At 56.3% G+C, this 24,931-nt stretch carries 22 protein-coding genes; 7 read left to right on the forward strand and 15 right to left on the reverse strand.

The genetic code is table 11. The features are described 5' to 3' along the window. Positions 1 to 2 precede the first annotated feature (2 nt). The 8 genes from CFter6_RS21350 to CFter6_RS21385 form a co-directional block, all read right to left on the reverse strand. Positions 3 to 1,499, reverse strand: a complete 1,497-nt coding sequence (locus CFter6_RS21350) for an O-antigen ligase family protein (RefSeq protein ID WP_150118831.1) — start codon at positions 1,497 to 1,499, stop codon at positions 3 to 5. A gap of 31 nt (positions 1,500 to 1,530) precedes the next feature. Beyond that, positions 1,531 to 3,276, reverse strand: coding sequence for a PglL family O-oligosaccharyltransferase (locus CFter6_RS21355; RefSeq protein ID WP_061541620.1), 1,746 nt, complete (start codon positions 3,274 to 3,276; stop codon positions 1,531 to 1,533). A 250-nt stretch (positions 3,277 to 3,526) separates the two neighbouring features. Then, positions 3,527 to 4,015 (reverse strand): pilin, encoded by a 489-nt coding sequence (locus CFter6_RS21360; protein ID WP_061541621.1) that lies wholly within the window; start codon positions 4,013 to 4,015, stop codon positions 3,527 to 3,529. Positions 4,016 to 4,423: 408 nt separating this feature from the next. Further along, complete coding sequence (locus CFter6_RS21365; protein ID WP_061541622.1) at positions 4,424 to 5,026, reverse strand: FHA domain-containing protein; 603 nt, start codon at positions 5,024 to 5,026, stop codon at positions 4,424 to 4,426. A gap of 171 nt (positions 5,027 to 5,197) precedes the next feature. Beyond that, positions 5,198 to 5,962, reverse strand: coding sequence for a Stp1/IreP family PP2C-type Ser/Thr phosphatase (locus CFter6_RS21370; RefSeq protein WP_061541623.1), 765 nt, complete (start codon positions 5,960 to 5,962; stop codon positions 5,198 to 5,200). Between the two features lie 243 nt (positions 5,963 to 6,205). Then, positions 6,206 to 7,087, reverse strand: coding sequence for a succinate--CoA ligase subunit alpha (sucD, locus tag CFter6_RS21375; RefSeq protein WP_061541624.1), 882 nt, complete (start codon positions 7,085 to 7,087; stop codon positions 6,206 to 6,208). A 20-nt stretch (positions 7,088 to 7,107) separates the two neighbouring features. Continuing rightward, on the reverse strand, positions 7,108 to 8,304 hold the full coding sequence (gene sucC / locus CFter6_RS21380) for an ADP-forming succinate--CoA ligase subunit beta (RefSeq protein ID WP_257722423.1): 1,197 nt from the start codon (positions 8,302 to 8,304) through the stop codon (positions 7,108 to 7,110). 21 nt (positions 8,305 to 8,325) lie between these two features. Further along, a complete protein-coding gene (locus CFter6_RS21385; RefSeq protein ID WP_061541626.1) occupies positions 8,326 to 8,919 on the reverse strand; it encodes a DUF2889 domain-containing protein in 594 nt (197 codons plus the stop codon). A 323-nt stretch (positions 8,920 to 9,242) separates the two neighbouring features. Between CFter6_RS21385 and CFter6_RS25270 the strand changes: the two genes are divergently transcribed. Further along, on the forward strand, positions 9,243 to 10,850 hold the full coding sequence (locus CFter6_RS25270) for a phosphoethanolamine transferase (RefSeq protein WP_082814935.1): 1,608 nt from the start codon (positions 9,243 to 9,245) through the stop codon (positions 10,848 to 10,850). On the opposite strand, the gene recX is transcribed toward CFter6_RS25270, so the two are convergent. Both recX and recA read right to left on the reverse strand, forming a co-directional pair. Then, on the reverse strand, positions 10,847 to 11,302 hold the full coding sequence (recX, locus tag CFter6_RS21395; RefSeq protein WP_061541628.1) for a recombination regulator RecX: 456 nt from the start codon (positions 11,300 to 11,302) through the stop codon (positions 10,847 to 10,849). The genes CFter6_RS25270 and recX overlap by 4 nt on opposite strands. Positions 11,303 to 11,428: 126 nt before the next feature. Then, positions 11,429 to 12,538, reverse strand: coding sequence for a recombinase RecA (gene recA, locus CFter6_RS21400; protein WP_061541629.1), 1,110 nt, complete (start codon positions 12,536 to 12,538; stop codon positions 11,429 to 11,431). Between the two features lie 96 nt (positions 12,539 to 12,634). On the opposite strand from recA, the gene CFter6_RS25800 reads away from it, so the two are divergent. The 6 genes from CFter6_RS25800 (at position 12,635) to amaB (ending at position 20,053) form a co-directional block, all read left to right on the forward strand. After that, positions 12,635 to 12,991, forward strand: coding sequence for a hypothetical protein (locus CFter6_RS25800; protein ID WP_150118832.1), 357 nt, complete (start codon positions 12,635 to 12,637; stop codon positions 12,989 to 12,991). Next, positions 12,988 to 14,739 (forward strand): gamma-glutamyltransferase, encoded by a 1,752-nt coding sequence (gene ggt, locus CFter6_RS21405; RefSeq protein WP_205631503.1) that lies wholly within the window; start codon positions 12,988 to 12,990, stop codon positions 14,737 to 14,739. The genes CFter6_RS25800 and ggt overlap by 4 nt, the downstream gene beginning before the upstream one ends. A gap of 167 nt (positions 14,740 to 14,906) precedes the next feature. Then, entirely contained in the window at positions 14,907 to 15,941 is a 1,035-nt protein-coding gene (locus CFter6_RS21410) for a DUF1338 domain-containing protein (RefSeq protein ID WP_417924813.1), read from the forward strand. A gap of 8 nt (positions 15,942 to 15,949) precedes the next feature. After that, positions 15,950 to 17,368 carry an FAD-binding oxidoreductase gene (locus CFter6_RS21415; protein ID WP_061541632.1) on the forward strand — a complete coding sequence of 473 codons (1,419 nt, stop codon included), beginning with the start codon at positions 15,950 to 15,952 and terminating at the stop codon, positions 17,366 to 17,368. Between the two features lie 122 nt (positions 17,369 to 17,490). Continuing rightward, on the forward strand, positions 17,491 to 18,375 hold the full coding sequence (gene gcvA, locus CFter6_RS21420; RefSeq protein WP_061541633.1) for a transcriptional regulator GcvA: 885 nt from the start codon (positions 17,491 to 17,493) through the stop codon (positions 18,373 to 18,375). Positions 18,376 to 18,532: 157 nt separating this feature from the next. Then, positions 18,533 to 20,053, forward strand: a complete 1,521-nt coding sequence (amaB, locus tag CFter6_RS21425; protein ID WP_061541634.1) for an L-piperidine-6-carboxylate dehydrogenase — start codon at positions 18,533 to 18,535, stop codon at positions 20,051 to 20,053. A gap of 39 nt (positions 20,054 to 20,092) precedes the next feature. On the opposite strand, the gene CFter6_RS21430 is transcribed toward amaB, so the two are convergent. Genes CFter6_RS21430 through CFter6_RS21450 form a run of 5 tightly spaced genes read right to left on the reverse strand, consistent with a single transcriptional unit; the run spans position 20,093 to position 24,806 of the window. Next, positions 20,093 to 20,929, reverse strand: a complete 837-nt coding sequence (locus tag CFter6_RS21430) for an SDR family NAD(P)-dependent oxidoreductase (protein ID WP_061541635.1) — start codon at positions 20,927 to 20,929, stop codon at positions 20,093 to 20,095. Between the two features lie 22 nt (positions 20,930 to 20,951). Beyond that, positions 20,952 to 21,722: an SDR family oxidoreductase gene (locus CFter6_RS21435; protein WP_061541636.1), complete on the reverse strand. Its 771-nt coding sequence runs from the start codon at positions 21,720 to 21,722 to the stop codon at positions 20,952 to 20,954. Positions 21,723 to 21,732: 10 nt separating this feature from the next. Continuing rightward, positions 21,733 to 22,455: a histidine phosphatase family protein gene (locus tag CFter6_RS21440; RefSeq protein ID WP_061541637.1), complete on the reverse strand. Its 723-nt coding sequence runs from the start codon at positions 22,453 to 22,455 to the stop codon at positions 21,733 to 21,735. Positions 22,456 to 22,485: 30 nt separating this feature from the next. Further along, the gene (locus tag CFter6_RS21445) at positions 22,486 to 23,565 is read right to left on the reverse strand and encodes a phosphotransferase family protein (protein WP_061541638.1); all 1,080 of its coding nucleotides are present in this window, start codon (positions 23,563 to 23,565) and stop codon (positions 22,486 to 22,488) included. Further along, positions 23,562 to 24,806 (reverse strand): acyl-CoA dehydrogenase family protein, encoded by a 1,245-nt coding sequence (locus CFter6_RS21450; RefSeq protein WP_061541639.1) that lies wholly within the window; start codon positions 24,804 to 24,806, stop codon positions 23,562 to 23,564. The genes CFter6_RS21445 and CFter6_RS21450 overlap by 4 nt, the downstream gene beginning before the upstream one ends. Positions 24,807 to 24,931 lie beyond the last annotated feature (125 nt).

Below are 24,931 nucleotides of genomic sequence, written 5' to 3' on the forward strand. Positions count from 1 at the left end.
TGTCAGAAATAGCCGCCCAGCCAAATCCGCGGACGCAATATCGCATCAGGATAGATCTCTTTCTGCAGACTTTGCTCTTCGTACAAAGGCAGGTTACGAATTTCCGGCCACAAGCCGTTACCAAGGATACAGATCAATATCAGTACACCAACTGCACCCCATATGCGCGTGGCGATAGATAAGCGCATTGTCTGCTTGGCTTGCGCCGACGGCATTACTGAACAGCTCCAACCCCACGTACAACCAATATACAAGGCAATCCATAGCTGGCTGCTCGGCATCACGAACAGACCTGAAACCAATCCGTCAACCAGAACTGCAACCCCAGTGGTTAGCCATGCGGCAAGTATCAACTGATTCTTGCCATCCTTCAAAGCTGTATACCGACGTGCCGCGAGTAGTTTTTTAAAAGCTAAAGCGAGAGCCGCAATCAGGCAAAGAAGGGCCGGAATACCCCACTCGCAAGCAATCTGAAGCACCCAATTGTGAGGGTGTGCGCCATTTTGCACAATACGTCCAAAATGAGCGAAGTGCAGAGGCCCCGCCCCCAACCAAGGATGGGCCATTATTATTTCCCATGCCCGTATCCACAGCAGCCAGCGACTAGAGCCAGGATTGTCCAAGGTTCGGCCAACTACGGAAAGTAAAAACCCAAATGGATGCAGGCCCAGAGACATTGGAATCAATACATAAAATAAAAGATACGCGCCGAAACCGAATAACCCAGAATACAGCATCACTTTGCACCATGGCAAAGCCTCTCGCCTCAGGAACATCGCTGTTACGCACAAACCTGCCAGCACACCAATAAAGGTCCCACGTCCGGCAGTCAGGAAAAGAAGCGCCCACCACATTGACAGCACGGTCCAGGCAAATACTTTTCTCCTTGTGTCGTTGCTGCGGACGGCAAACAGGCCCAGGAATGGTAAAGTAATGGTTTGAACATGATTGAGGAAGCGATAGTTATCGAAACCGAGAATGAGTATTTCGTTTGCTGGCTGACCACCTGCATTAATCACGGCGACATAGATGATGATCTCCATAAAAATGTAGAGCCCGCATCCGAGACCACACACGAACAACATCTTGTCCAGCAACACACTGCCCTTCGTGCGCATCTCGGATGCAATCAGCAAAGACATGATTACCAGCGATAGAAAATTTGCCCATTCGAACAAGGCGCGTCGCGGCGAATAAGCAACGATACTGGATATAAAACCAAGCACAAAAAACAACACCAGGAAGAACATCACAGGTTTGTCGTATAAGCGCGGGATTATTTCCCGACGACTCAAAAACAAGATGCGCATGCCGAGCAGAGCAGACAACATCACGCAGAAAATCTGGAGAATGCGCTGGTTGTCATGATGTCCAGCGCCATCTATCAAGGCAAATGGCCACAGCGGACCTATAGCGGCAACGATGGCGGTCAATATCGCAAAAGACAGGCCAGCTGAAGCTGTCACTGGCGAAATCCGTGTAGCCTGAATTCCTGTCACATCGAATCCTTTGAACAGTCCGCAGATCCTCTTATTTTTGTGAAGCGGCCTCAGTGGCCCATTTTGAAAATTCAGTCAAATTTTCATTATCCGCGTGGGCGGCAGCATGCTTGACCATACCCAGCATTTCAAGTACTCGATTCGGAAATATTTTTTTCATTCTTAGGAACGTTATCCTAGCCTCAGCCTGGTCTCCCGCCATTGCCAAATAAATGCTTTGACGGGCAATCACAATGTTATTAATCGACGCATTCAATAAGCGTTGATTCAGTGCTCTATTTTCCGACAGATTTTCAGTGTTCAGAGCGCGCCCGCTGCTATCGATATAATCCACATAAGGCTCAAGAAATAATTTACTCGGCATTTGTGCAATTTCTTTTAACTCCGCTAAATGCAAGGTACGCGAGTAGGCAATATTCGCTCTTCGCCCATACATATCAGTCACGTAGAGGATTTCAAAAAAAGAATAGAACAAAACTCCGACCGCCATAAAGCTTGCCCCCCTAGCGATCACGCCAGTCAATCTCGAAGGCAATTTGAAACACACGACACCCGTCTCGAACATCCCCGCCAATACACCAAGCGGCAAAAGAAAATAGGCGTACCAGAGCGGATATTCGGCCATGCTATGCATACCGAGGACAATCGCCACGCCGAGCACGAATTGTTTTTCAGGCGAAGCAACGAACTTAAGAAACCGTAACGACCACAACACTACTATGGACAGAACCACGACCGTGCAAAAAACGCCAGTTTCGGCAAGGAGCTGCAAGATTAGGTTATGGACATGGTTGGCAGGCAGGGTCGGTAGTACATCCGCCTTGAGGAATTCATAGGAAACCAACCGCCCCCAACCGATCCCCATCCATGGATGCTCCAGGAATAGAGACCAGCCAATCTGGAGTAGTTTTAAACGCTCATCCCAGCCGCTGTTCAGGCGTTGCGATGCCGAGGTGAATTCGCTCCCCATATAATGAAGCGCAGCGTGCATCAAATAGCTCAACGCCAGATAGGCAAATGGCACGGCGCAAAACCAAACTGAACGGTGCGAAGAGTCAGCGGAGGCGTTGCGTTTCATGGGAAAACGCCAGAACAATATACTTAAACACACAACATATATAAAGCCGCTGCGCTGACCAGTCAGGACGATCCCGGCGAACAATAAAAATATAAGAGGTAAATATAGTCTTAGTGGAAACCTGCCACCAGAGAACAGATAATGAGCCGCAGCCCAGCCGATTGCCAAATAGGTAGCCACATGGTTGGTCTGCCCAATATTGCCATATGGGTTATAACCTGCAAGCCTCGGTATCATGAACGGCATGCGAGAAAAATCTTGCCACAGCAGCTGTATAAATTGCACAATCACAGTGTACACAGCACCAAAAACAAAAAAAGCCGCCAGCCATACAATGCAACGTTCGACCAGATCGTGTTGTCGGAGCCAGTAGCCCAACTGGAACGCACCATACAAACTAATGACATAACATATTGGCAACAAAACTTGTTGCAGATACTCTGGCGGACGAATGACGAACTGAAACATCAGGAAAACAAGCAAGAAAACGCTGCTCAATGCAATTTTTGGGATCACTAATGGCGTTATTTTCCGGCCGTGAAAACTCGCAATAAGCAGAGCTGTCCACAATATCAAAAATGCCTGCCATTCCGCAAAGAGCGACGAAATCGGCGCCTCATGAAATGGCTGAATAAAGGGCAATAGGCACAGCAGTCCGAGCAAGGCCAATATCCAAGTTGCAGTGTTAATCTGTTTCAATTTATCAGCTCCGTGACCTGCCTACTTCCGTACTCATTGGAAGTAAATTGAGTACCACATCTAGGTTCTGATTGCAGCGGCAGCCACGATCATTCGTTCATATTGCTGCTACAGAGTAGTAACAGAAGATATTTTTGCGTTCGAAACGATGGATAAAATATTGTTTTCCATTAAAAAAGCCCCTCCGAAAGAGGGGCCTCCCATGAATAACACCGCAATTTGCGGCACTTCATATTTAGTTCGCCAGTAATTAGGAACCGTTGAGTTTGGTCGTAATGTATGACAAAGCAGCCTTGTTCGAAATGTTGCCGTCAGCAGCGGCGGCCCATTTCAAGACAGTGTCGCCAGCGCCAGGCTGCGAAGAAAATGTAATCACTGCACCTGCTGGCACACCGGTGCCCAAACCACCTGCAGCAATAGTTGCTTCGATTGTAGCTTTAGCAGCGTTAAGACCATTTGTCACGGCATAACTAGCTTCCTTGGTAGGCTGAATGTTAATTCCCGCGCTGACCAACGTGTCTTTATCAGGGAAACTACCATTTGATTGGAAATACTCGGCCGCGGCTAACTCGATAGGAGCAACACCTGCCGCCACATTCGACAATTTAGCACGCAGTGTATAGTCTTGGTATTGAGGAATCGCTACAGCAGCCAGAATACCAATAATCGCCACGACGATCATCAATTCGATCAGGGTAAAACCGTGCTGGGCACGTTTAATCATTTTCATCGATTTCATTTGTTTCTCCGGTTAAAAAAAGGGGGCTTCACTACGCAGCACATACAGCAATGTCTGTGCCAGTAGAAAATCTCCGGGTTTAAAAGGTTTGCGCCGTGAAAAGTGAGGAAATTTGGCAGATTTTCGATACGAAGCTGACAAAGTTTGTCACAAGGAAACTATGCCGATCCACCGCCAAGGACTTAATCCGGCACACGGCATGTATGCAGTCGCTGCAACATAAAATGCGGCATGGCATCCCCCAAAAGTCTGATTGATTCCGGAGGAAAATAAAACTGGCATTGAGCTTAAATTTTGCCGTGGGGCCATTCCATTAAGGCAACCTGTCATGGCGCGGACAAACGATATATCTGGCGGCTAGCACCACAGAAACCGATGGAAAGGTTGAATATCGGCTTTGTCAATTATTTAAGCGGCTTTCCAGGAAAATCTCATCAAAGTCCCGGCGATATCGATCACATCCTCATCCTTAAGCGCTCTCGCGCCAGCACTTAAAGGGGTGTCATTGACTCTGGTATAAGTCGAGCCTTCAACATGCGTCAGTTCATAGCCATGTGGCCGGCGCGTAACGATAGCCACCTGGATGCCCGGACGGCCGATCGTGGTCAGGACTTTCGTCAGCAACATCTCCTTGCCGGCACTGGGCCCATCCAGCACGGTAATAGTGGCATCCGGCCGCGGCACCGGAAACATCTTGGGCCGGTTGTCCTTGATTTCCTCATCCGTATCAACTTGGTACAACAGCTTGTACCTGGCCATCTGGATCACATCGTTATGCTGCAAAAAATGCTTGGTGACCGGATGGCCGTTGACCTGGGTGCCGTTGGTGCTGTTGAGGTCTTCCAGGAACGAATCGTTGTAGATAGTGATGATGACCGCGTGTTCGCCGCTGATGGCAAGGTTATCAATGACCATGTCATTGTGGGCGCGGCGGCCGATGGTGGTGCGCTCTTTGGTGAGCGTCATCTCTTGTATCACGGTGCCGCCTTTGGTCAGGATGATCTTCGCCATTCCTATCTCTTTCGGGAAACGCTATCTGTAAGTTAATTTAAAAGCAAGCTGCAGATCCGGCCACGTCCGCAGCTACTGGTATATTCGGTTTCGCATACTTCCACAAACCCCAGTTTAATGTTGTTTCGGGGCAATGATACTCAAAATCCGGGATTTATATCGGGCGCCAGCCTATTCATTGTCCGGCACGCGGACCAGGATCACCGACACATTATCCTGTCCGCCTGACTGGTTGGCAGCATTGATAAGCATGGTGCATGCCATCTTCAGGTCGCCCTGGGCGTCGCTGACAATGTTGAAGATATCCTCGTCGCCGATCCGGTCCGACAACCCATCCGAACACAGTAAATAAAGATCGCCGGCCGACACCTGGTGCTGATGCACTTCCACCACCAGCTGGTAATCGATGCCGACGGCGCGCGTGACGATATTGCGGTTGTTGGCGAATTGCGCGTCTTCGGCGCGGATCAGGCCGGCGTCGATCTGTTCCTGCAGCAGGGAGTGGTCGCGCGTCAGCTGTTCCAGCAAACCGTCGCGGATGCGATAGGCGCGCGAATCGCCGACATGGGCGATGCTGACGCTGCCCTGCGGCGCGAACCAGGCTACCACCAGGGTGGTGCCCATGCCGCGGTATTCCGGCTCGCGGCGGGCGGCGTTGATGATGGTGCTGTTGGCCTGGCGCACGGCCTGCATCAGCCACAGGCGCGTCGGCAGCTCGGCTTCCGGCTTCTGCAGGCGGCGGTACTCCTGCAGCTGGCTTTCGATTTCTTCCTGGATGGCGACGGTGGCGATGCTGCTGGCAACTTCACCGGCGTTGTAGCCGCCCATGCCGTCGGCCAGGATCGCCAGTTGCAGGACATCGTCGACCACGACGGTGTCTTCGTTTTGTACTCGCACCATACCAATATCCGTTTTGGCGGCAAACTCAAGCGGCATATGTCGAGACACGATAAAAAGTTATGGCAGATCAGACGATTGCCTAGTTACAAGTATTTTCCTTGGTTCTGCTAGGGACGGCAAGACAATTTGCAAAGTCGGCGGCGGCCCCGCTCCTGGATGCGACATCTGCCTTCAGGCCCGATTGTGCACGGCAATAAAAAAGGGAGCCGAAGCTCCCTTTTCATGGTTCGGCAGGTAATCGTCTACACGATAAGCGCCTGCCCTGCTAGCCAGCGACGATTACAGCATCGCCTTCAGCAAACGCGCCATTTCCGACGGGTTCTTGGTCACGGTGATGCCACACGCTTCCATGATGTCCAGCTTGGCTTGCGCAGTATCGGCGCCGCCCGAGATCAGCGCGCCGGCATGGCCCATGCGCTTGCCCGGAGGAGCGGTGACGCCGGCGATGAAGCTGACCACCGGCTTCTTCATGTTGTCCTTGATCCAGTAAGCCGCATTGGCTTCGTCCGGACCGCCGATTTCACCGATCATGATGACAGCATCGGTTTCAGGATCGTCGTTGAACATCTTCATGATGTCGATGTGCTTCAAGCCGTTGATCGGATCGCCGCCGATGCCGACTGCAGAAGACTGGCCCAGGCCCAGTGCGGTCAGCTGACCGACTGCTTCATAAGTCAGGGTGCCGGAGCGCGAAACCACGCCGATGCGGCCCTTCTTGTGGATATGGCCCGGCATGATGCCGATCTTGATTTCGTCCGGCGTGATCAGGCCTGGGCAGTTAGGTCCGAGTAGCAAAGTCTTGCTGCCGGCTTTTGCCATGCGGTCTTTCAAGGCCAGCATGTCGCGTACCGGGATGCCTTCGGTGATGCAGATGGCCAGGTCGAGTTCGGCTTCGACGGCTTCCCAGATCGCTGCTGCCGCGCCTGCTGGCGGCACATAGATCACCGAAACGTTGGCGCCGGTGGCGGCCTTGGCTTCGGCAACGTTAGCGAAAATCGGGATGCCTTCGAAATCTTCGCCGGCTTTCTTCGGGTTGACGCCAGCGACAAACGCGTTCTTGCCGTTTGCGTAGTCGCGGCAGCCGCGGGTGTGGAATTGGCCGGTCTTGCCGGTAATGCCTTGGGTGACGACTTTAGTGTCTTTGTTGATCAGGATCGACATAGTTGTTCCTAGTTATTTACTTATTTACCGTTAGCCGCAGCAACAACCTTCTGCGCCGCTTCTTCCATGCTGTCCGCCGCGATGATCGGCAGGCCGGAGTCGGCCAGCATTTTCTTGCCGATCTCTTCGTTGGTGCCCTTCATGCGGACCACCAGCGGCACTTGCAGCGAAACGGCCTTGGATGCGGTGATGACGCCTTCAGCGATCACATCGCAGCGCATGATGCCGCCGAAGATGTTGACCAGGATGGCTTTCAGGCCTGGGTTCTTCAACATGATCTTGAATGCTTCGGTGACTTTTTCAGCAGTAGCGCCGCCGCCGACGTCGAGGAAGTTGGCAGGTTCGCCGCCGAACAGCTTGATGGTGTCCATGGTGGCCATGGCCAGGCCGGCGCCGTTCACCAGGCAGCCGATATTGCCGTCGAGCGAGATGTAAGCCAGGTCGAACTTGGAAGCTTCGATTTCAGCCGGATCTTCTTCGTCCAGGTCGCGGTAAGCGACGATTTCAGGATGGCGGAACAGGGCGTTGGCGTCGAAGTTGAACTTGGCGTCCAGGGCGATGACCTTGCCGGAACCGGTGACGATCAGCGGGTTGATTTCCGCCAGCGAGCAATCGGTATCCCAGTAAGCCTTGTACAGACCTTGCAACTGAACACGCGCATCGGCGATCGAACCGGCGGGAACGCCGATCAGGGTGCTGATGCTGTCGGCTTCAGCATCGGTCAGGCCGGTAGCCGGGTCGATGACGACCTGGTGAATTTTTTCCGGATGGCTGGCAGCGACTTCTTCGATGTCCATGCCGCCTTCGCTGGATGCCATCAGCACCACGCGCTGGCTGACGCGGTCGGTGACCATACTGACGTACAGTTCCTGCTTGATGTCTGCGCCTTCTTCGATCAGCAGGCGACGGACTTTCTGGCCTTCAGGGCCGGTCTGGTGCGTGACCAGCTGCATGCCGAGGATCTGGTTGGCGTATTCACGCACTTGTTCCAGCGACTTGGCAACCTTGACGCCGCCGCCCTTGCCGCGACCGCCGGCGTGGATCTGGGCTTTCACGACCCAAACCGAACCGCCCAGGGTTTCCGCTGCCTTGACCGCGTCATCGACGCTCAGGCACGGGATGCCACGCGGTGTTGTCACTCCGAACTGGCGGAGAATTTCCTTACCCTGATACTCATGGATCTTCATACGAGCTTCCCTTCTGACACTTAATTGAATGAAATTGCTTGGTTGGATAAATTAATGCGATGCTTCTAAATGCGATGTTTCTAAATCAGATCCGGTGCCGGTTCCTGCTGGAGGGCTGATTGCCCACTTCGGATAATATTTGGCGACAACTGCGCCTTCACTACGTAAAGCGTGGCAACGATCGAGCTGGGGCGGTTTCTGGTCGGTGGCGCGATTGATCTCGCCGCCGAAGGCCTGCAATGCCGCGGTCGGCAGTATCTGCGCCAGCTCGGTCAGGTGCGTACAGCCGAGCGCGCCGCCGATATTCTCTCTCAGAGTATGGCGAAAGCCCTTGACCAGGCTCAAGCCAATCAATTTCTTGTAATCAGGTTCGATGGTATTGCAATGGCCGTGATACGGCACCGCTTCGGAATTCGCCTCGACCTCGACGATCACGAACTGGCGGTCGAGCGTGAGCCTCAGCCACAGGCTGTGCAACGGCTGGCCTGCAGGTAAATTGCCGGCTGGCAAAGGAAGATCGAAGGATTTGGTATCGGTAACATGGGCGTCGATTTCCCATAGGTCGTCGTCACGTACGAACGCGTCGATCTGAATCGCGCGGGTGTGCTTCAACGCTCGGCGGGAAATGGAAGGTGTCAGAGACATAATGGTGGACTGATTTGCGTGTCGTTACCACAGTTTCTATGTGTAACTGCCGCTCCTGCGGTTTGCAAAAAACCCCAAAAGTTTAGCACAGCTGGCGATAGGGCGCGCTATTTTGATGCCGGACTTGCCCGCCCCAGCTGCGTTTCTGGAGTTCTGATGGCAATGGCTGATCAAACATATCTCTGTTAAAAAGATAACTTACATGATCAATATTACAATATTTCCACAAGTAAATTCATGATATATTGACTTTGAACTATACAATATATTTACATATAGCCATCTTTAAAGATGTGTCTAATTTTACAAAAGCCAATTCGACAATGAAATCCGTTTTTTTCAAAATCTCCACCCTTTCCGTATTTCTTTTTCTTCCAGGTTTAATCCTTTTAACCACAAATCATATTCATGATGGCAGCGAAGCATTTGCAGTCATTGCTTTCTCCATTTTCCTGATCTTATCTCCGCTGGTATTTTTTTCGAAATTAAGAAATTATTTTCTGGCATGGACCCCACTGGCTTTCCTGATACCACCATATTGTTATCTTGTGTTGATCTACCACAGCGTGCCGGGAGACGCTTTAATATCGGCAATAGTGCATACGAGCGCAGCGCAATCACTGGAGGTATTTTTATCGTTTGGCTCGAAGATATTAATAATTCCATTTTTTGGAATTGGTTATTTCTTGCTTTCATTTTCAATTGATAAAAATATCTCAATATCGATAATTTCGCGAAAAAAACTATTGGCATCTCTTTTAATATTCGCGATGTTTTTTATGGGAGCACGCGCGGCTCTCGAGAATCATGCCAAAACACCTCCGGTATTTGAAGATTACACTCTAAATTTATGTTTCCCGATTAATCTCGTGATGTCATATACGCGAGTGATAAGAAACGATGGAAAATATGGCAATACACTTTCAGCGAATGGAAGAATTCCTGTTACTTATCCTGCGTCTAAAATTGTAGTTTTAGTTGTTGGTGAAAGCGTAAGAAGCGATCATCTTGAAATTAACGGATATGTGCGAAATACGACGCCATATTTGGAAAATTTAAGAACGAAGCTTATTTCCTACTCGGATGTTGTCTCTACTGCCAATAGCACTCAAAACGCCGTTCCAAATATCGTTCTAAGAAAACACGAAAGTGGCCAAATATCCCTTGCCAGGACGTTCCGCGAAGCCGGATTTAAAACTGCATGGTTCTCCAACCAAGAGCAGGAACCTTTTGCAAAAGATGCAGAAATTACCGATTTCCCGGAATCCAATTTTGATTTTCGCATGCGCAAGGATATGAGCTTGATTCCTCTTTTTGAATCATTTGTCCAGCAGGCCGGATCATATCAATTCATCGTTCTTCATATGATAGGAAGTCATGTTGTTTATGACCAAAGATATACTGGCGATTCAAAAATTTTCCAGCCAACATTATCCGACATCGGAGTGACTGATCCAGTTTCAAAAAACAAGCTAGAAGCCATTAATTCTTATGACAATACGATCATAGAAATGGACAAATTCATGAATAATATAATTACCATTCTGAACAACCAGGATAAACCGGCCGTTTTAATGTACACCTCTGACCATGGTGAAAATCTGTTCGATGATGACCGTCAATTTTTTATGCATACCCAATTTCCTCCCACACAATATGATCTGCATGTGCCATTATTACTTTGGATGAATCCGGCGTATAAGAAAAATCAACCTGGTTTAGAAAAAATATTGACGGATAATAGTAAAAAACAAATCAGCCATAGAAATATATTTCCATCTCTACTTGAGATTGCCGGAATAAATTGGGATGGCAAACAGGAGACTGAAAGTTTTGCATCTGAAAAATTTACAGAGCGCAAAAGAATGGTGATTTCGCCAAAAGGTGACGGGGAATTTGATTACGAAACTTTTAAAAATAAAAACCATTAACCGTCTTCATCCAAGTTGCTCTTGAAGACGCCTCGAATGGATTGCAATGAAAACCCGCGCTGGAGCAAGAATCGCATTTGCTTGGCCCGTTCAACAGCATCCACCGGCGGGTGATTGAATTTCTTGCGCCAGACCTCGCGCGCGCGCGCAACTTCACCGCTAGCGAGATCGGCCCTGATATCCGCCAATGATTCGGCGTCAATCCCGTGGCTTTGCAATTCAGAGAGGATGCGGCTATTGCCGTAGCGATGGGCACGCCTGTGAATCAAGGATTCGGAAAAACGCGCCTGCGACAAGAGTTTTGCCGCCTCCAGCGTATCCAGCAAGGCTTCGATATCGTCGCCTTCCTGCGCATAACGCGCCAGCTTGCGCGCCAGTTCCAGGCGGCTGTGCTCACGCGCCGACAGATAACGCAGCGCCCTGGCCTTGAGACTGATCTGTAGTTTTGCCATGGCAGCTTCCTGTAGTTCTAAATACCTGCCCGAAAACTAAAACGCCCTTCAACAATCCGTCTGGCGGATATGTATGAAGGGCGTTTGCCAAACGGGGCCGGCTATATTGCTATAAGGCGAAGTCTATTAAACCGGCTCTTCAGCCTTGGCAGCAGCCTTGCTTGCCTTGGCAGCAGCTTTTTCCGCCGCCTTGTCACCGCTGTCCGACTTGATCTCGCCCAGCAGCGGCACACCCAGCGAAGCACGCACCTTGTTTTCGATTTCACGCGCCAGTTCCGGCCGTTCTTTCAGGTAGGTACGGGCATTGTCCTTGCCCTGGCCGATACGTTCGCCGTTGTAGCTGTACCAGGCGCCCGACTTTTCAACGATCTTGGCGTCGGAGCCGAGATCGAGGATTTCACCTTCGCGCGATGTGCCTTCGCCATACAGGATGTCGAAGTGCGCTTCCTTGAATGGCGGCGCGATCTTGTTCTTGACGACCTTGACCTTGGTTTCGTTGCCGATGACTTCATCGCCCGACTTGATCGAACCGGTGCGGCGGATATCCAGGCGCACCGAAGCGTAGAACTTCAGGGCGTTGCCGCCGGTGGTGGTTTCCGGATTGCCGAACATGACGCCGATCTTCATGCGGATCTGGTTGATGAAGATCACCAGCGTGTTGGTGCGGTTGATGCTGCCGGTCAGCTTGCGCAGCGCTTGCGACATCAGGCGTGCTTGCAGGCCAGGCAGGGAATCGCCCATGTCGCCTTCGATTTCGGCGCGTGGCGTCAGTGCCGCCACCGAGTCGACCACGATCAGGTCGACGCCGCCCGAGCGCACCAGCGCATCGGTGATTTCCAGCGCTTGTTCGCCGGTGTCCGGCTGCGAAATCAGCAGCTCGGACAGGTTGATGCCCAGCTTCTGCGCATAACCGACGTCCAGCGCGTGTTCCGCATCGATGAACGCGCAAGTGCCGCCCAGCTTCTGCATTTCGGCGATGGTTTGCAGGGTCAGCGTGGTTTTACCGGAAGATTCCGGGCCGTAGATCTCGACCACCCGGCCGCGCGGCAGGCCGCCGACGCCCAGCGCGATGTCCAGGCCGAGCGAACCGGTCGAGACAACCTGCACTTCTTCGACCACGGCGCCGTCTTCCATGCGCATGACCGAACCTTTGCCGAATTGTTTTTCGATCTGCGCCAAGGCTGCGGCAAGGGCCTTGCTTTTATCCGGATTTGGTGCGGATTTTTTATCGTCCATGGTTGTTCTTTCGGCAAAAATGGTGAGTGATAATGGTGAATGATTCAGGACCTGAGCTAGAGCTTCAGGTAGTACTGTATAAAAAAACAGTGATTTATGCAAGCACTGTCGCAAATTTTTAAAAGCCTGATGCATATTGTATGTGCAGAAATCGCTGCCGGCGATGCGAATCGCCCTAAATCCCCTGCAAAAAATCACGCTTTAGGTGCGGACTTATTACGAATCTTATTGCCACGGCTGCGAAGCATCGGGCGCATTTTATGCTTATTACGCATATCGTCATCCGGAAAAGTAAAAAGGATGCCGGATGCGCAAGAGGATGCAATAATCGTGACGCACATTTTGCTTCGGCCGCCAGTCCGCCGCCGGGGCAATGCGCCATATTTCGAGACAGGGGCAAGCGGCTTGCCCACTAATAACGGGGAGAAGGTATGCGTATTACATATTGGATGAAACCATTGGCGGCGTCGGCGCTGCTGCTGGGTTTGCTGGGCACGGCGCAGGCAGCGTCCGCGCCTGCGGTCGAGGCAAAGAACGGCATGGTGGTGACTTCGCAGCACCTGGCGTCGCAGGTCGGGGTCGATATCCTGAAGATGGGCGGCAACGCGGTCGATGCGGCGGTGGCGGTCGGTTATGCGCAGGCCGTGGTGAATCCCTGCTGCGGCAATATCGGCGGCGGCGGTTTCATGACCATCCACCTGGCCGACGGCCGCGATACCTTCATCAATTTCCGCGAAACGGCGCCGGCCGCGGCCAGCGCCAACATGTACCTGGACGCCAATGGCAAGGCGATCACCAACGCCAGCCTGTTCGGCTACCTGGCGGCCGGCGTGCCGGGCACCGTGCTGGGACTCGACAGCGCGCAACGCAAATACGGCAAGCTGACCCGCGCCCAGGTCATGCAGCCGGCGATCAAGCTGGCGCGCGACGGCTACATCCTGAACCGCGGCGACACCGACATCCTCGACACCACCATCGCCCAGTTCAAGAAGGACCCGGAAGCAGCGCGCCTGTTCCTGCGCCGCGACGGCACGCCACTGCAGCCGGGCGACCGCCTGGTGCAAAAAGACCTGGCCAAGACGCTGGAAGCGATTTCACGCAACGGCCCTGACGCCTTCTACAAAGGCGCGATCCCGGCCGCGGTGGAACGCGCTTCCAAGGCTGGCGGCGGCATCATCACCGCAGCCGACTTTGCCGGTTACAAGATCAGCGAAAGCGCCCCGCTGTCGTGCAACTACCGCGGCTACGTATTCGTCTCCGCGCCGCCGCCTAGCTCGGGCGGCGCCACCATGTGCCAGATCCTCAATATTCTCGAGGGCTACGACATGAAGGCGCTCGGTTTCCACTCGGCGTCGGCGGTGCATTACATGACCGAAGCGATGCGCCATTCCTATATGGACCGCAATACTTTCCTGGGCGACCCGGCGTTCGTCAAGAATCCGCTGGACCGTTTGCTGAGCAAGGAATATGCAGCCTCCATCCGCGAGAAAATCGCCGCCGACAAAGCCACGCCTTCGGTCGAAGTGCAGCCAGGCATGGCGCCGCATGAAAAACCTGAGACCACGCATTATTCGATCGTCGACAAGGACGGCAATGCAGTGTCCACTACCTACACCATCAACGGCCGCTTCGGCGCAGTGGTGATTGCGCCCGGCACCGGCTTCTTCCTCAACGATGAAATGGACGACTTCACCGTCAAGGCCGGCGTGCAGAACCTGTTCGGCCTGGTGCAAGGCGCCACCAACTCGATCGCACCGGGCAAGCGTCCACTGTCGTCGATGGCGCCGACCCTGGTCACCAAGGATGGCAAGACCTACATGGTGCTTGGCTCGCCAGGCGGTTCGCGCATCATCACCATCACCCTGGAAACGGCCCTGAACGTGATCGACTACGGCATGGCGCCGCAGGAAGCGGTCGATGCGCCGCGCATCCACCACCAATGGCTGCCGGACGAGGTCTACTACGAAACCCGCGGCCTGTCGCCGGATACCCTGAAAATCCTGGACGGCATGGGCTACAAGATGAAGGAACAAACCCCTTGGGGCGCGGCTGAACTGATCATGATCGGCCTGCCGGGCGCAGCCGGCGTCGCCGGCGCCAGCTCGGGCAACGATGCCGGCGTATCGGGCGTTGTCCGTCCGGGCCTGTATTACGGCGCCAACGATACACGCCGCCCTGCCGGCGCTGCTATCGGTTACTAAAATTTACCTGCCTGATCCGAAAACGGGTGGTCTGCACCCGTTTTTTTTCGCCTGGTCATGAGAAAAACGCATTGAACTATCAGTATTAATCGTTTTATCTCGCCTCAAATCAAATTTACACTGCGCCTATCCTCCCCCGATAAAGAGCGCGCATGTCCTCCACCAACCTGCCCACTAATCTGCAATATATGCTGACGTCGCTGCTGGGCGCCGAGCATGCCAATCAGTTATCCAACCTGCTGCAGATCCCGGCCAGCACCCTGCGGCCGCGCGCCGATACGGTTTCCCGCATCGAAATCGCGCAGGCGCTGAACATGCTGCTGTTCGAGAAACTGTTGAAAGCCGTCCCGCAAGGCAACGACTATGTGCAGGACTCGGTACGCGCCGGCAACAAGATCCGCTTCGACCATGGCGCCTTGCGCACCGTTCTGGGCATCAGCACCGGCACCCTGCCGGCTGGCGAAGCCGCCTTTACCCGTATCCTGCGGCCGCTGGGCTACCGTGTGAACGGCGTCTATCCTCTGCAGCGGATCAGCATGACCGGCCGCGCTTATGCGCATGAAGACGACGCCGAGGAAATCGCCCAGTTCTTCCTGAGCGAACTGCACCCGCATCATTTCTCCAGCGAATTCCAGGCAACCGTCAACAAGGTCTTGTCGACCTCGCAAGACCCAGTCGATACGCACTCGGCGCAGCTATTGCAGCAGCTCGGCAACGACAAGAGCTTGCCGCTGGCCGATGCGCTGGCCTTGCTGCCAGTGCTGGTGACCTGTTTCGACCGCCAGCATGCCCTGCCCAGCATCGCCGAATACCAGGTCTTGCTGGCGGAATCGGCCGAAATGGCCTGGATTTCGACCGAGGGCAACGCCTTCAACCACGCCACCGACCGCGTCGCCAATGTGGAGCAGGTAGCCGATGCGCAGCGCGCGCTGGGGCGCGCCATCAAGGAAAAGATCGAAGTATCGCGCAACGGCCGGGTGCGGCAGACGGCTTTCCGCGCCAGCACCGTGACGCGCCCGATGCGCGACGACAACGGCGCCATGGTCGAGATGAAGGTGCCGGGATCGTTTTACGAATTCATTTCACGCGACCGCTACCTCGACGAGGAAACCCGGCAAGAAAAACTGGACCTGACTTTCGACAGCGGTAACGCCCAGGGCATCTTCAAAATGACCGCCTCGGCCGGCGCTGCATCCTGCTGAAGGCAGACATGGACGATACCAGCCTGGTCCGGCAACACATCGGCGACCTGCTCGGGCCGCAAGGCTGCCTGGTCGCCCCCGACCAGCGCCAACCCTATGAAAAAGGCGCACGCTACGGCGACGGCCGCAGCTTGTGCATCGCGCGCCCGGCCAGCGTCGAAGAAGCAGCCGAACTGATGCGCCTGTGCGCCAGGGAAAAAATCCGTATCATTCCGCAGGGCGCAAATACCGGCCTGGTCGGCGCATCGTCGCCGGACCGTTCCGGTCTCGACGTGGTGCTCAGCATGGAACGCATCAAGGGTGTGATCGATATAGATCCGGTCGACCGCATAGTGCAAGCCTATGCCGGCACCCGCCTGTCCGACCTCAACCAGGCGCTCAAGCAACATGAGCTGTACTTCCCGATCGACCTGGCTGCCGATCCGTCGATCGGCGGCATGCTGGCGGCCAACACCGGCGGCGCGCGCCTGATCCGCTATGGCGACGTGCGGCATAACGTGCTGGGGCTGGAAGCATTGCTGATCGATCCGCCCGGCCAGCGCCTGGACCTCACCAACCGCCTCCGGAAAAACAATACCGGCCCCGACTGGAAACAGAACTTCATCGGCAGCGGCGGCGCCTACGGCATCATCACCCAGGCGCTGCTGCAAGTGCATCCGCTGCCGCAGCAATGCGCCACGGCGCTGGTGGTGCCAGCTTCGCTGCAGGCCGCCGCCTTGCTGCTGCGCGACGCCGAACGCAATTTCTCCGATTTCCTGAGCGCGTTCGAGGGTATCTCGCACAATGCCATGCAAGCCGTATTGCAGCACATCCCTTCGATACAAGCGCCGTTCGAGCCGCTGCCGCCCTATGCTTTCCTGATCGAACTGAGCAGCGCGCGGCCGCGCAGCGCCGATTTCGACCTGGAAAAACTGTTCGGAGCCTGGCTCGAAGCCTGTTTCGGCGACCTGATCCTGGACGCGGTGATCGACAAACCCGAAGTCCTGTGGCGCATGCGCCATGCCATCACCGACAGCGTGCGCCAGGAAGGCAAGGTAGTCGCCTTCGACATCGCCGTGCCGCGCTCGAAACTGGCCCTCTTCCGCGATGAAGCGATAGCGCTGCTGGAGCAGTCTTATGCCGGCGTCAAGGTGTATGACTTCGGCCACTGGGGCGACGGCGGCCTGCATTTCAACCTGGTGCTGCCGCAGCATCTGGCCGACGACTACCCGCCGCAGCGCATCCATGCCCTGCGCCAGGAAATCTACGACCTGGCGGTCCATAAATATCACGGCAGCTTCAGCGCCGAACATGGCGTCGGACCGTACAACCAGCAGTTCTATGAACGCTACACGGCGCCTGAATCGCAGGCGCTGGCCGCCAGGATGCAAGACGTATTCGATCCGGCCGGGCTGCTGGGCCTGACGCGTTTCGGCACGGCGCCGTAACGGCCATGCCCGACTCCCCGCGCAGCCAGGCTAAAGGTAAAGCTGAAAAGCGCCGCCGCGTTTGGTATAGTGCCTGCTCGGCAGCAAGCACGGCAGCACATACCTACACGGCACCAAGAAAAATGCGCAGATTCATCCCTTCCACCTCCTGCCTGATCGCTTTCGATACGGCGGCGCGCCACTTGTCGTTTACCAAGGCCGCCAATGAACTGCACATGACACAGGGCGCAGTCAGCCGCCAGGCCGCCATCCTCGAGGATTACCTGGGCGTCAAGCTGTTCGAACGCATTAACCGCCGCCTGATACTGACCGCGGCCGGCGCCGAATACGCGGCCCAGGTCGCCGCCATCCTCAAGGAAATCGAGATGGCGACGTTCCAGGTGATGGCGCACAAGAATTCCGGCGGCGTGCTCAATCTGGCAACATTGCCGACTTTCGGCGTCAAGTGGCTGATTCCGCGCCTGGCCAAGTTCACCGCCGCCCATCCCGACGTGATCCTCAACCTGAGCACTGAAGTGCTGCCTTTCGATTTCAACAGCCGCGCAGTCGATGCGGCAATCCATTTCGGCGAGCCGAACTGGCCGGGCGCGGTCATGGTGCGGCTGATGGGCGAAGAAGTGCTGCCGGTGTGCAGCCTGGAGCTGGCCAGGAAAATCAAGCGCATCGAAGACTTGCCGGAAATGACGTTGTTGCAACACACGACCCGGCCGCAAGCCTGGCACGACTGGTTCAATCATGTCGGCGTGGCCTGTCCCGACGCCTTGTCCGGTCCGCGCTTTGAACAGCTGTCGATGGTGATCCAGGCCGCCGCCGCCGGCCTTGGCGTGGCGCTGATGCCGAAATTCCTGGTGGAAACCGAAATCGCCCTGGGCCAGTTGCACCTGCCCTTCCCGTTCGCGGTCAAAAGCCCGCAATCCTATTACCTGACCTATCCTGAAAAAAACGCCAGCAAGGCGGCCGTGATCAAATTCCAGGAATGGATACTGGGCGAACTGGCAGAGGCCTGATCAACGTTCTGCATGATCAAAGGTAATGATGTTCTGATATTTTTTGATTTTAAGGAATGACGATTTATTCCTTATACTCAAGCTATAAGCTCGCCCGCAGCATTCCGCAGCATCCGTTTGGCGGCGCTCAGATCAATTCCAGAACAAAGGTTTTCCAATGACGCAAATCTCCACCATCTTCGCTGAACTCGGCTTCGATTTTTCCGCACATGCCGGCGACGACCTCCATTCGCGCTCGCCGCGCGACGGCGCCGCGATCGCTTCGCTGCGCGCGCACACGACGGCGGAAGCTGAAAGCGCCATCAAGAACGCCCACCAAGCCTACGAAAAATGGCGCGTGGTGCCGGCGCCGGTGCGCGGCGAACTGGTACGCATCCTGGGCGACGTGCTGCGCGAGCATCGCGAGCCGCTGGGCAAGCTGGTCACCCTGGAATCCGGCAAGATCCTGTCCGAAGGCATAGGCGAAGTGCAGGAAATGATCGACATCTGCGATTTCGCGATCGGCCTGTCGCGCCAGCTGTACGGCCTGACCATCGCTTCCGAGCGCCCAGGCCACCGCATGATGGAAACCTGGCATCCGCTGGGCGTGTGCGGTGTCATCACTGCCTTCAATTTCCCGGTTGCGGTATGGGCGTGGAATGCGGCGCTGGCGCTGGTCTGCGGCAATGCCGTGATCTGGAAGCCGTCGGAAAAAACCCCGGTCGTTGCGCTCGCCGTGCATGCCTTGTTTGAAAAAGCGGCCGCGCGCTTTTCGCAACAGCGTCCGGACCTGCTGCCGGCCGACCTGTGCCAGGTGTTGTTGGGCCGCGCCGAAATCGGCGCCGCGCTGTCGGCTTCGCCGCTGGTGCCGCTGGTCAGCGCCACCGGCAGCGTGCGCATGGGCCGCAAGGTTGCCACTACCGTGGCCGAGCGCCTGGGCCGCAGCCTGCTGGAATTGGGCGGCAACAACGGCATGATCGTCACGCCTACCGCCGACCTCAACCTGGCTCTGCGCGCCATCACTTTCTCCGCTGTAGGCACTGCCGGCCAGCGCTGCACCAGCTTGCGCCGCCTGTTTGTCCATAGCAGCATTTATCAAGACGTGGTCAGCCGCATCGAACGCATCTACGCCAGCGTCAAGGTTGGCGATCCGCTGGCGGCGGAAACGCTGGTCGGCCCGCTGGTCGACCAGCATTCCTTCGACGCCATGCAAACCGCGCTGGCGCAAGCCAAGGCCGAAGGCGGCGTGGTGACCGGCGGCGAACGGGTGCAGGTGGGCGACAGCAGCAATGCGTTCTATGTGCGGCCGGCGCTGGTGCGCATGCCTCGGCAAAGCGACATTGTGCATCACGAAACCTTTGCGCCTATCCTTTACGTGCTGTCTTACGATAATTTCGAGGACGCGGTGCGCCTCAACAACGCCGTGCCGCAAGGCTTGTCCTCGGCCATCTTCACCAACGACGTGCGCGAAGCGGAGGCGTTCATGTCGGCCAGCGGTAGCGATTGCGGCTTGGCCAATGTCAACATCGGCACCAGCGGCGCTGAAATCGGCGGCGCTTTCGGCGGCGAAAAAGAAACCGGCGGCGGCCGCGAATCAGGCTCCGATTCGTGGAAAACCTATATGCGCCGGGCGACCAACACCATCAACTACAGCCGCACCCTGCCGCTGGCGCAGGGCGTCAAGTTCGATATCGACTAAGCAGCATTGCAGGGCGGATTCGTCCGCCCTGCCTTGTCGTCAGATCTTCAGTAAAGTCGGCGTCCGCTGCTGCAATACATCTTGCATGCGGACCTCGATCGCCTGCTTCATTTCCGGATGGGTCAGGATGTAAAAACGCCCGGCGGCAATTGCATCGAATACCTCGTCCGCCACCTGCGTCACCGCAATCCCGTTCTGCACCGCGTTCAATACCGACATGCCGACCTTGAGCGCCACCGCATCGGCCGGGCTGCTGTCGCCGCCATCGTCCCGGTTGCGTTCCGAATGGCCGATGCCGGTCTTGACCCAGCCCGGACACAGCACCGACACCTTGATGTGCGACTGGCGCAGCGCCAGGTCATGATGCAAACCCTCCGACAGCGTCACCACGGCATGCTTGCTGGCGTTATAGCTGGCCAGGCTGGGCTGCGAAGTGAGTCCGGCCATGGAAGCGGTGTTGACGATATGGCCCTCCTCGCCGTTCTCCAGCATGCACGGGATAAAAGCGCGCAAGGCGTGGCTGACGCCGTAGAAATTGACGCCCATGACCCAGTCCCAGTCCTTCTGGCTGGTTTCCCAGGCTGGCTTGGCTACCGCGACGCCGGCGTTATTCACCAGCAAATGCACATTGCCGAATCTGGCAAATGCCTGGTCCGCCAGGGTATTCATCTGTTCCTCCCTGGCGACATCGGTAGCCAGGCCTATCACTTCCGCGCCCATGGCTTTGAACCCGGCTACGGTTGTTTCCAGCTTGGCGGCGTTGATATCGGCCAGCACCAGTTTCATTCCTTCGGCCGCGGCCCGTGCCGCGATTCCTTTGCCTATGCCTTCCGCAGCGCCGGTAATCACGGCAACCTTGCCTCGCAAATTCTTCATATGGTTTCCTGTTGATCCCAAATCAGTTGAGCAGATAGCCGCCGTCGACATTCAGGCAAACCCCGGTGGTGTAGCTGGCCGCGGGCGACACCAGGTACAGCACGGCGCCTGCCATCTCCTCCGGCTGGGCGACGCGGTTCATCGGGATATGCTGCAGCGCCTGTTTCAGGATCGCCGGGTTGTCGATCAGGGCGGCGGCAAACCTGGTTTCGGTGAAACCCGGCAGCAAGGCATTGACGCGCACGCCGCTGGCGGCGCATTCCTTGGCGAAGGACTTGGTCATCGAGATCACCGCCGCCTTGGTGATCGAATAGATGCCCTGGAACACGCCAGGCGTGACGCCATTGACCGAGGCGACATTGACAATCGCGCCGCCGCCGTTCTGCGCCATCAGCTTGGCGCCGTAGGACGACATGAAAAAATAGCCGCGGATATTGACGTCGACGGTCTTCTGGAAAGCTCCCACATCGGTATCGGTGATCGGCCCGAAATGCGGATTGGCGGCGGCGTTGTTGACCAGGATATCGAGCCGCCCATGTTTGCTGCTGATGGCTTGGTACAACGCCTCGATCTGCGCCATCTCGCCGATATGGCAAGCCATGGTTTCGGCCGAACCGCCCGCTGCCTTGATTTCCGCCACGACTTTCTCGCATGCCTCCGCCTTGCGGCTGGATACGATCACGTGCGCGCCCTGCTGCGCCAGGATCTTGGCGATGGCTTCACCGATGCCCCGGCTGGCGCCGGTCACCAGCGCGATCTTGTCCTTCAAGTCAAAAATGGCCGTGCTGCTCATGTTGTCTCCTTTATCTGTAACTCACTAAAGCCGGGTCGCACGCTGCTACCAGATGCGAAAAATTGTTCAGGTAACTCAGGCTGACGCGCTCCGGGCCGTCACGCCCCGAGCGGTACAACAGCTTGGTCACGCCGGTGTTGGCCAGCGACCAGTTCAAATCGAAAATCTGCCGGTCCGGGATCGCCAGCAGCTGCTGGCAAATCACACTGATCGGTCCGCCGGAAGTAAACACCCAAGCGGTCTGTCCCTTGCCAAGCTGCGCCAGCAAGCGGGCCAAGGCGGCGTTGCAGCGCTCCTTGAACACTGGCCATGGTTCGCTGTATTCGGCGTCATGTTCGCCGCTGACCCAGCGCGCCACTGCGTTCACGAATACCCTCTGGAAAGCGCGTTCGGGATGCTCCTGCTGCTCCAGGTAGGCAGAGAACAGGCTATCGGCAAAACGCGGCATGAAGCGCAGCAGTATTTGCTTGTGATCGAATTCGTCGAATCCCGGATCTTCCAGCACCTTCAGCTCAGGCCCGGCAGCGTTACCTGACATGGCCGCGAGACAGGCTGCGCTGCTCTGCAGTTGCCGGCGGTGGCTGCCTGTCACCAGCAGCGGAATTTCCTGACCGGTCTGGGCCAGCCATTTTCCTAGCAATGCGGACTGCCGCAGGCCGAGCTCCGACAGCTGGTCGTAGTCGGCGGCGCCGAAACTGGCCTGGCCATGGCGCACCAGATAGATAGAGCCCATCTTAAACGCACTCCAATGACGTGTTCTGTGTCATATGCTCGACTGCGCAATCAGGTTCTTGCATCGCTGCTCCAGGTAATTGGTGACGTGGACAAACAAGGCAAATTGCGGATTCTTGGTTTGCCCGTGATGGAAACGATAGTAGATTTGCTGCACGATCACCGCCAGGCGGAACAGCCCGTAGATTTCATAGAAATCGAAATGATCGGTGCGGTGGCCGGTTTTTTCACCGTAATAGGCGATCACTTCCTTGCGCGTCAGCATGCCCGGCAAGTGCGTCGGCTGGCGCCGCATCTGCTTGAATTGCGGCTCGTCGTCGGCCTGCACCCAGTAGGCCAAGGTATTGCCCAGGTCCATCAACGGATCTCCCAGGGTCGCCATTTCCCAATCCAGCACACCGATCACATGCAGCGGATTGTCAGCATTAAGCACCACGTTGTCGAAGCGGAAATCGTTGTGGATCAGGCAGGTGGCGACATCGGCGGCCGGCATCTTGTCTTCCAGCCAGCGCATCACCGACTCGAAATCGACAGCGTCGTCGGTGCGCGCCTTGCGGTAACGCTCGCTCCAGCCGCTGATCTGGCGCTGCACATAACCCTCGCCCTTGCCCAGATGCGCCAGGCCGGCGGCCTGGTAGTCGACCTGGTGCAGGGCGATCATCTTGTCGATGACGTTCAGGCACAGCTGGCGCGTATCGGCGGCGGTCAGCTCCAGGCCGGCCGGCAACTTGTCGCGCAGGATGATGCCGCGCAGCCGCTCCATCACATAAAAATCGCTGTCCATCACGGCCCGGTCCTGGCAGGTCGCAAACACCTTTGGCACATAGGGATAGACCGGCCTCAATTCGGCCATGATGTTCGCTTCGCGCAGCATGTCATGGGCCGATTTGGCCTTGGCGCCGAACGGCGGCCGGCGCAAGATCAGTTCGCGGTCGGCGCCACTCAGCCGATAAGTCAGCAGGTAGGTCAGGTTCGAGGCGCCGCCAGGGAACTGACTCACGGCCGGCGTGCCTTGCAGGCTGCCGTCGACGCTTTGCAGAAACGCGGCGACCTTTGCCGCATCCAGTTCTTCACCGCTGCGCACCGCGCCGGCTTGATCGATCAGCGTCATGCCGGCTCTCCCGCAGCAACCATGCTCCCGGCCTTGGCGGCTTGCGCTTTCAGTTCCAGCTTGGCGATCAGGGCACGGTGCACTTCGTCCGGTCCGTCCGCCAGGCGCAGCACCCGGGCATAGGCAAACAAGGCCGTCAGCGGCAAGTCGTCGCAGAGACCGGCGCCGCCGTGGATCTGGATCGCCTGGTCGATCACCAGCTGCGCCACGCTGGGCGCCACTACCTTGATTTGCGAAATTTCGCTCATCGCCGCCTTGGCGCCGACCGTATCCATCATCCATGCCGCCTTCAGAGTCAGCAAACGCGATTGTTCGATCGCCATGCGGGCATTGGCGATGATGTCGGCATTACCGCCGAGATCGGCCAGCGGCTTGCCGAATGCGCTGCGCGTCAGCGCACGTTTGCACAGCATTTCCAGCGCCACTTCAGCCGCTCCCAGCGCCCGCATGCAGTGATGGATCCGACCTGGGCCAAGACGGCCCTGGGCGATTTCAAAACCGCGCCCTGGCCCCGCAATAATGTTGGTCAGCGGCACGCGCACATTGGTGAAACTGACCTCGCCATGGCCGTAAGGTTCATCCAGGGCGCCAAATACCGGCAACATGCGCTCGATCTTCACGCCAGGCGTCGCCATCGGCACGATCACCATGGAGTGGCGCGCATGCTTGGGGCCGTCCGGATAGGTCAGCCCCATGAAGATCACGAACTTGCAGTTGGGATGGCCGATGCCGGTGCTCCACCATTTGCGGCCGTTGAGCAGCACTTCGTCGCCTTCGACCAGCGCGGTAGCGCGCATGTTGGTGGCGTCGCTTGAAGCGACATCAGGTTCGGTCATGCAGAACGCCGAGCGGCATTCGCCTGCCAGCAAGGGCTTGAGCCATTGTTCCTGCTGCGCCGGCGAGCCGTATTTGGCCAGCACTTCCATATTGCCGGTATCAGGCGCATTGCAGTTGAAGACTTCCGGCGCGATGAACGAGCGGCCCATGATTTCGGCCAGCGGCGCGTAATCGGTATTGCTCAGTCCGGCGCCGAACTCTTCATCCGGCAGGAACAGGTTCCATAAACCGGCTTCCCTGGCCTTGGCTTTCAGGGCCAGCATGACCGGCGGCACATTCCACGGCAGCGGGCCGCGCTTGAGCTGGCTGAAATATTCGGCTTCGGCCGGAAACACGTGCTCGCTCATGAAGGCATTGAGCCGTTCTATATATTGGCGGGCGCGGGGTGAGTAGGCGAAATCCATGGCATTCCTCAACTGTGTAATCGACATTAGGACCCGTCAGGCAGTAAGTTGAACATTTGTGCTGGCCGTGGCCGGCGCGCTGCTGCGTTGCCCACCGCTTGCAGTGCTCGCACTGCGGCGCGTCG

It is taken from the genome of Collimonas fungivorans, from assembly GCF_001584145.1.
Classification (GTDB): Bacteria; Pseudomonadota; Gammaproteobacteria; order Burkholderiales; family Burkholderiaceae_D; genus Collimonas; species Collimonas fungivorans.

Bases quoted from the DNA above. Each gene is read 5' to 3' on its own strand.
- CFter6_RS21360 (WP_061541621.1), bottom strand. From the start codon at position 4,015: ATGAAATCGATGAAAATGATTAAACGTGCCCAGCACGGTTTTACCCTG.
- CFter6_RS21365 (WP_061541622.1), bottom strand. From the start codon at position 5,026: ATGGCGAAGATCATCCTGACCAAAGGCGGCACCGTGATACAAGAGATG.
- CFter6_RS21370 (WP_061541623.1), bottom strand. From the start codon at position 5,962: ATGCCGCTTGAGTTTGCCGCCAAAACGGATATTGGTATGGTGCGAGTA.
- sucD (WP_061541624.1), bottom strand. From the start codon at position 7,087: ATGTCGATCCTGATCAACAAAGACACTAAAGTCGTCACCCAAGGCATT.
- CFter6_RS21385 (WP_061541626.1), bottom strand. From the start codon at position 8,919: ATGTCTCTGACACCTTCCATTTCCCGCCGAGCGTTGAAGCACACCCGC.
- CFter6_RS25270 (WP_082814935.1), top strand. From the start codon at position 9,243: ATGAAATCCGTTTTTTTCAAAATCTCCACCCTTTCCGTATTTCTTTTT.
- recX (WP_061541628.1), bottom strand. From the start codon at position 11,302: ATGGCAAAACTACAGATCAGTCTCAAGGCCAGGGCGCTGCGTTATCTG.
- recA (WP_061541629.1), bottom strand. From the start codon at position 12,538: ATGGACGATAAAAAATCCGCACCAAATCCGGATAAAAGCAAGGCCCTT.
- CFter6_RS25800 (WP_150118832.1), top strand. From the start codon at position 12,635: ATGCAAGCACTGTCGCAAATTTTTAAAAGCCTGATGCATATTGTATGT.
- ggt (WP_205631503.1), top strand. From the start codon at position 12,988: ATGAAACCATTGGCGGCGTCGGCGCTGCTGCTGGGTTTGCTGGGCACG.
- CFter6_RS21415 (WP_061541632.1), top strand. From the start codon at position 15,950: ATGGACGATACCAGCCTGGTCCGGCAACACATCGGCGACCTGCTCGGG.
- gcvA (WP_061541633.1), top strand. From the start codon at position 17,491: ATGCGCAGATTCATCCCTTCCACCTCCTGCCTGATCGCTTTCGATACG.
- amaB (WP_061541634.1), top strand. From the start codon at position 18,533: ATGACGCAAATCTCCACCATCTTCGCTGAACTCGGCTTCGATTTTTCC.
- CFter6_RS21430 (WP_061541635.1), bottom strand. From the start codon at position 20,929: ATGAAGAATTTGCGAGGCAAGGTTGCCGTGATTACCGGCGCTGCGGAA.
- CFter6_RS21435 (WP_061541636.1), bottom strand. From the start codon at position 21,722: ATGAGCAGCACGGCCATTTTTGACTTGAAGGACAAGATCGCGCTGGTG.
- CFter6_RS21440 (WP_061541637.1), bottom strand. From the start codon at position 22,455: ATGGGCTCTATCTATCTGGTGCGCCATGGCCAGGCCAGTTTCGGCGCC.
- CFter6_RS21445 (WP_061541638.1), bottom strand. From the start codon at position 23,565: ATGACGCTGATCGATCAAGCCGGCGCGGTGCGCAGCGGTGAAGAACTG.
- CFter6_RS21450 (WP_061541639.1), bottom strand. From the start codon at position 24,806: ATGGATTTCGCCTACTCACCCCGCGCCCGCCAATATATAGAACGGCTC.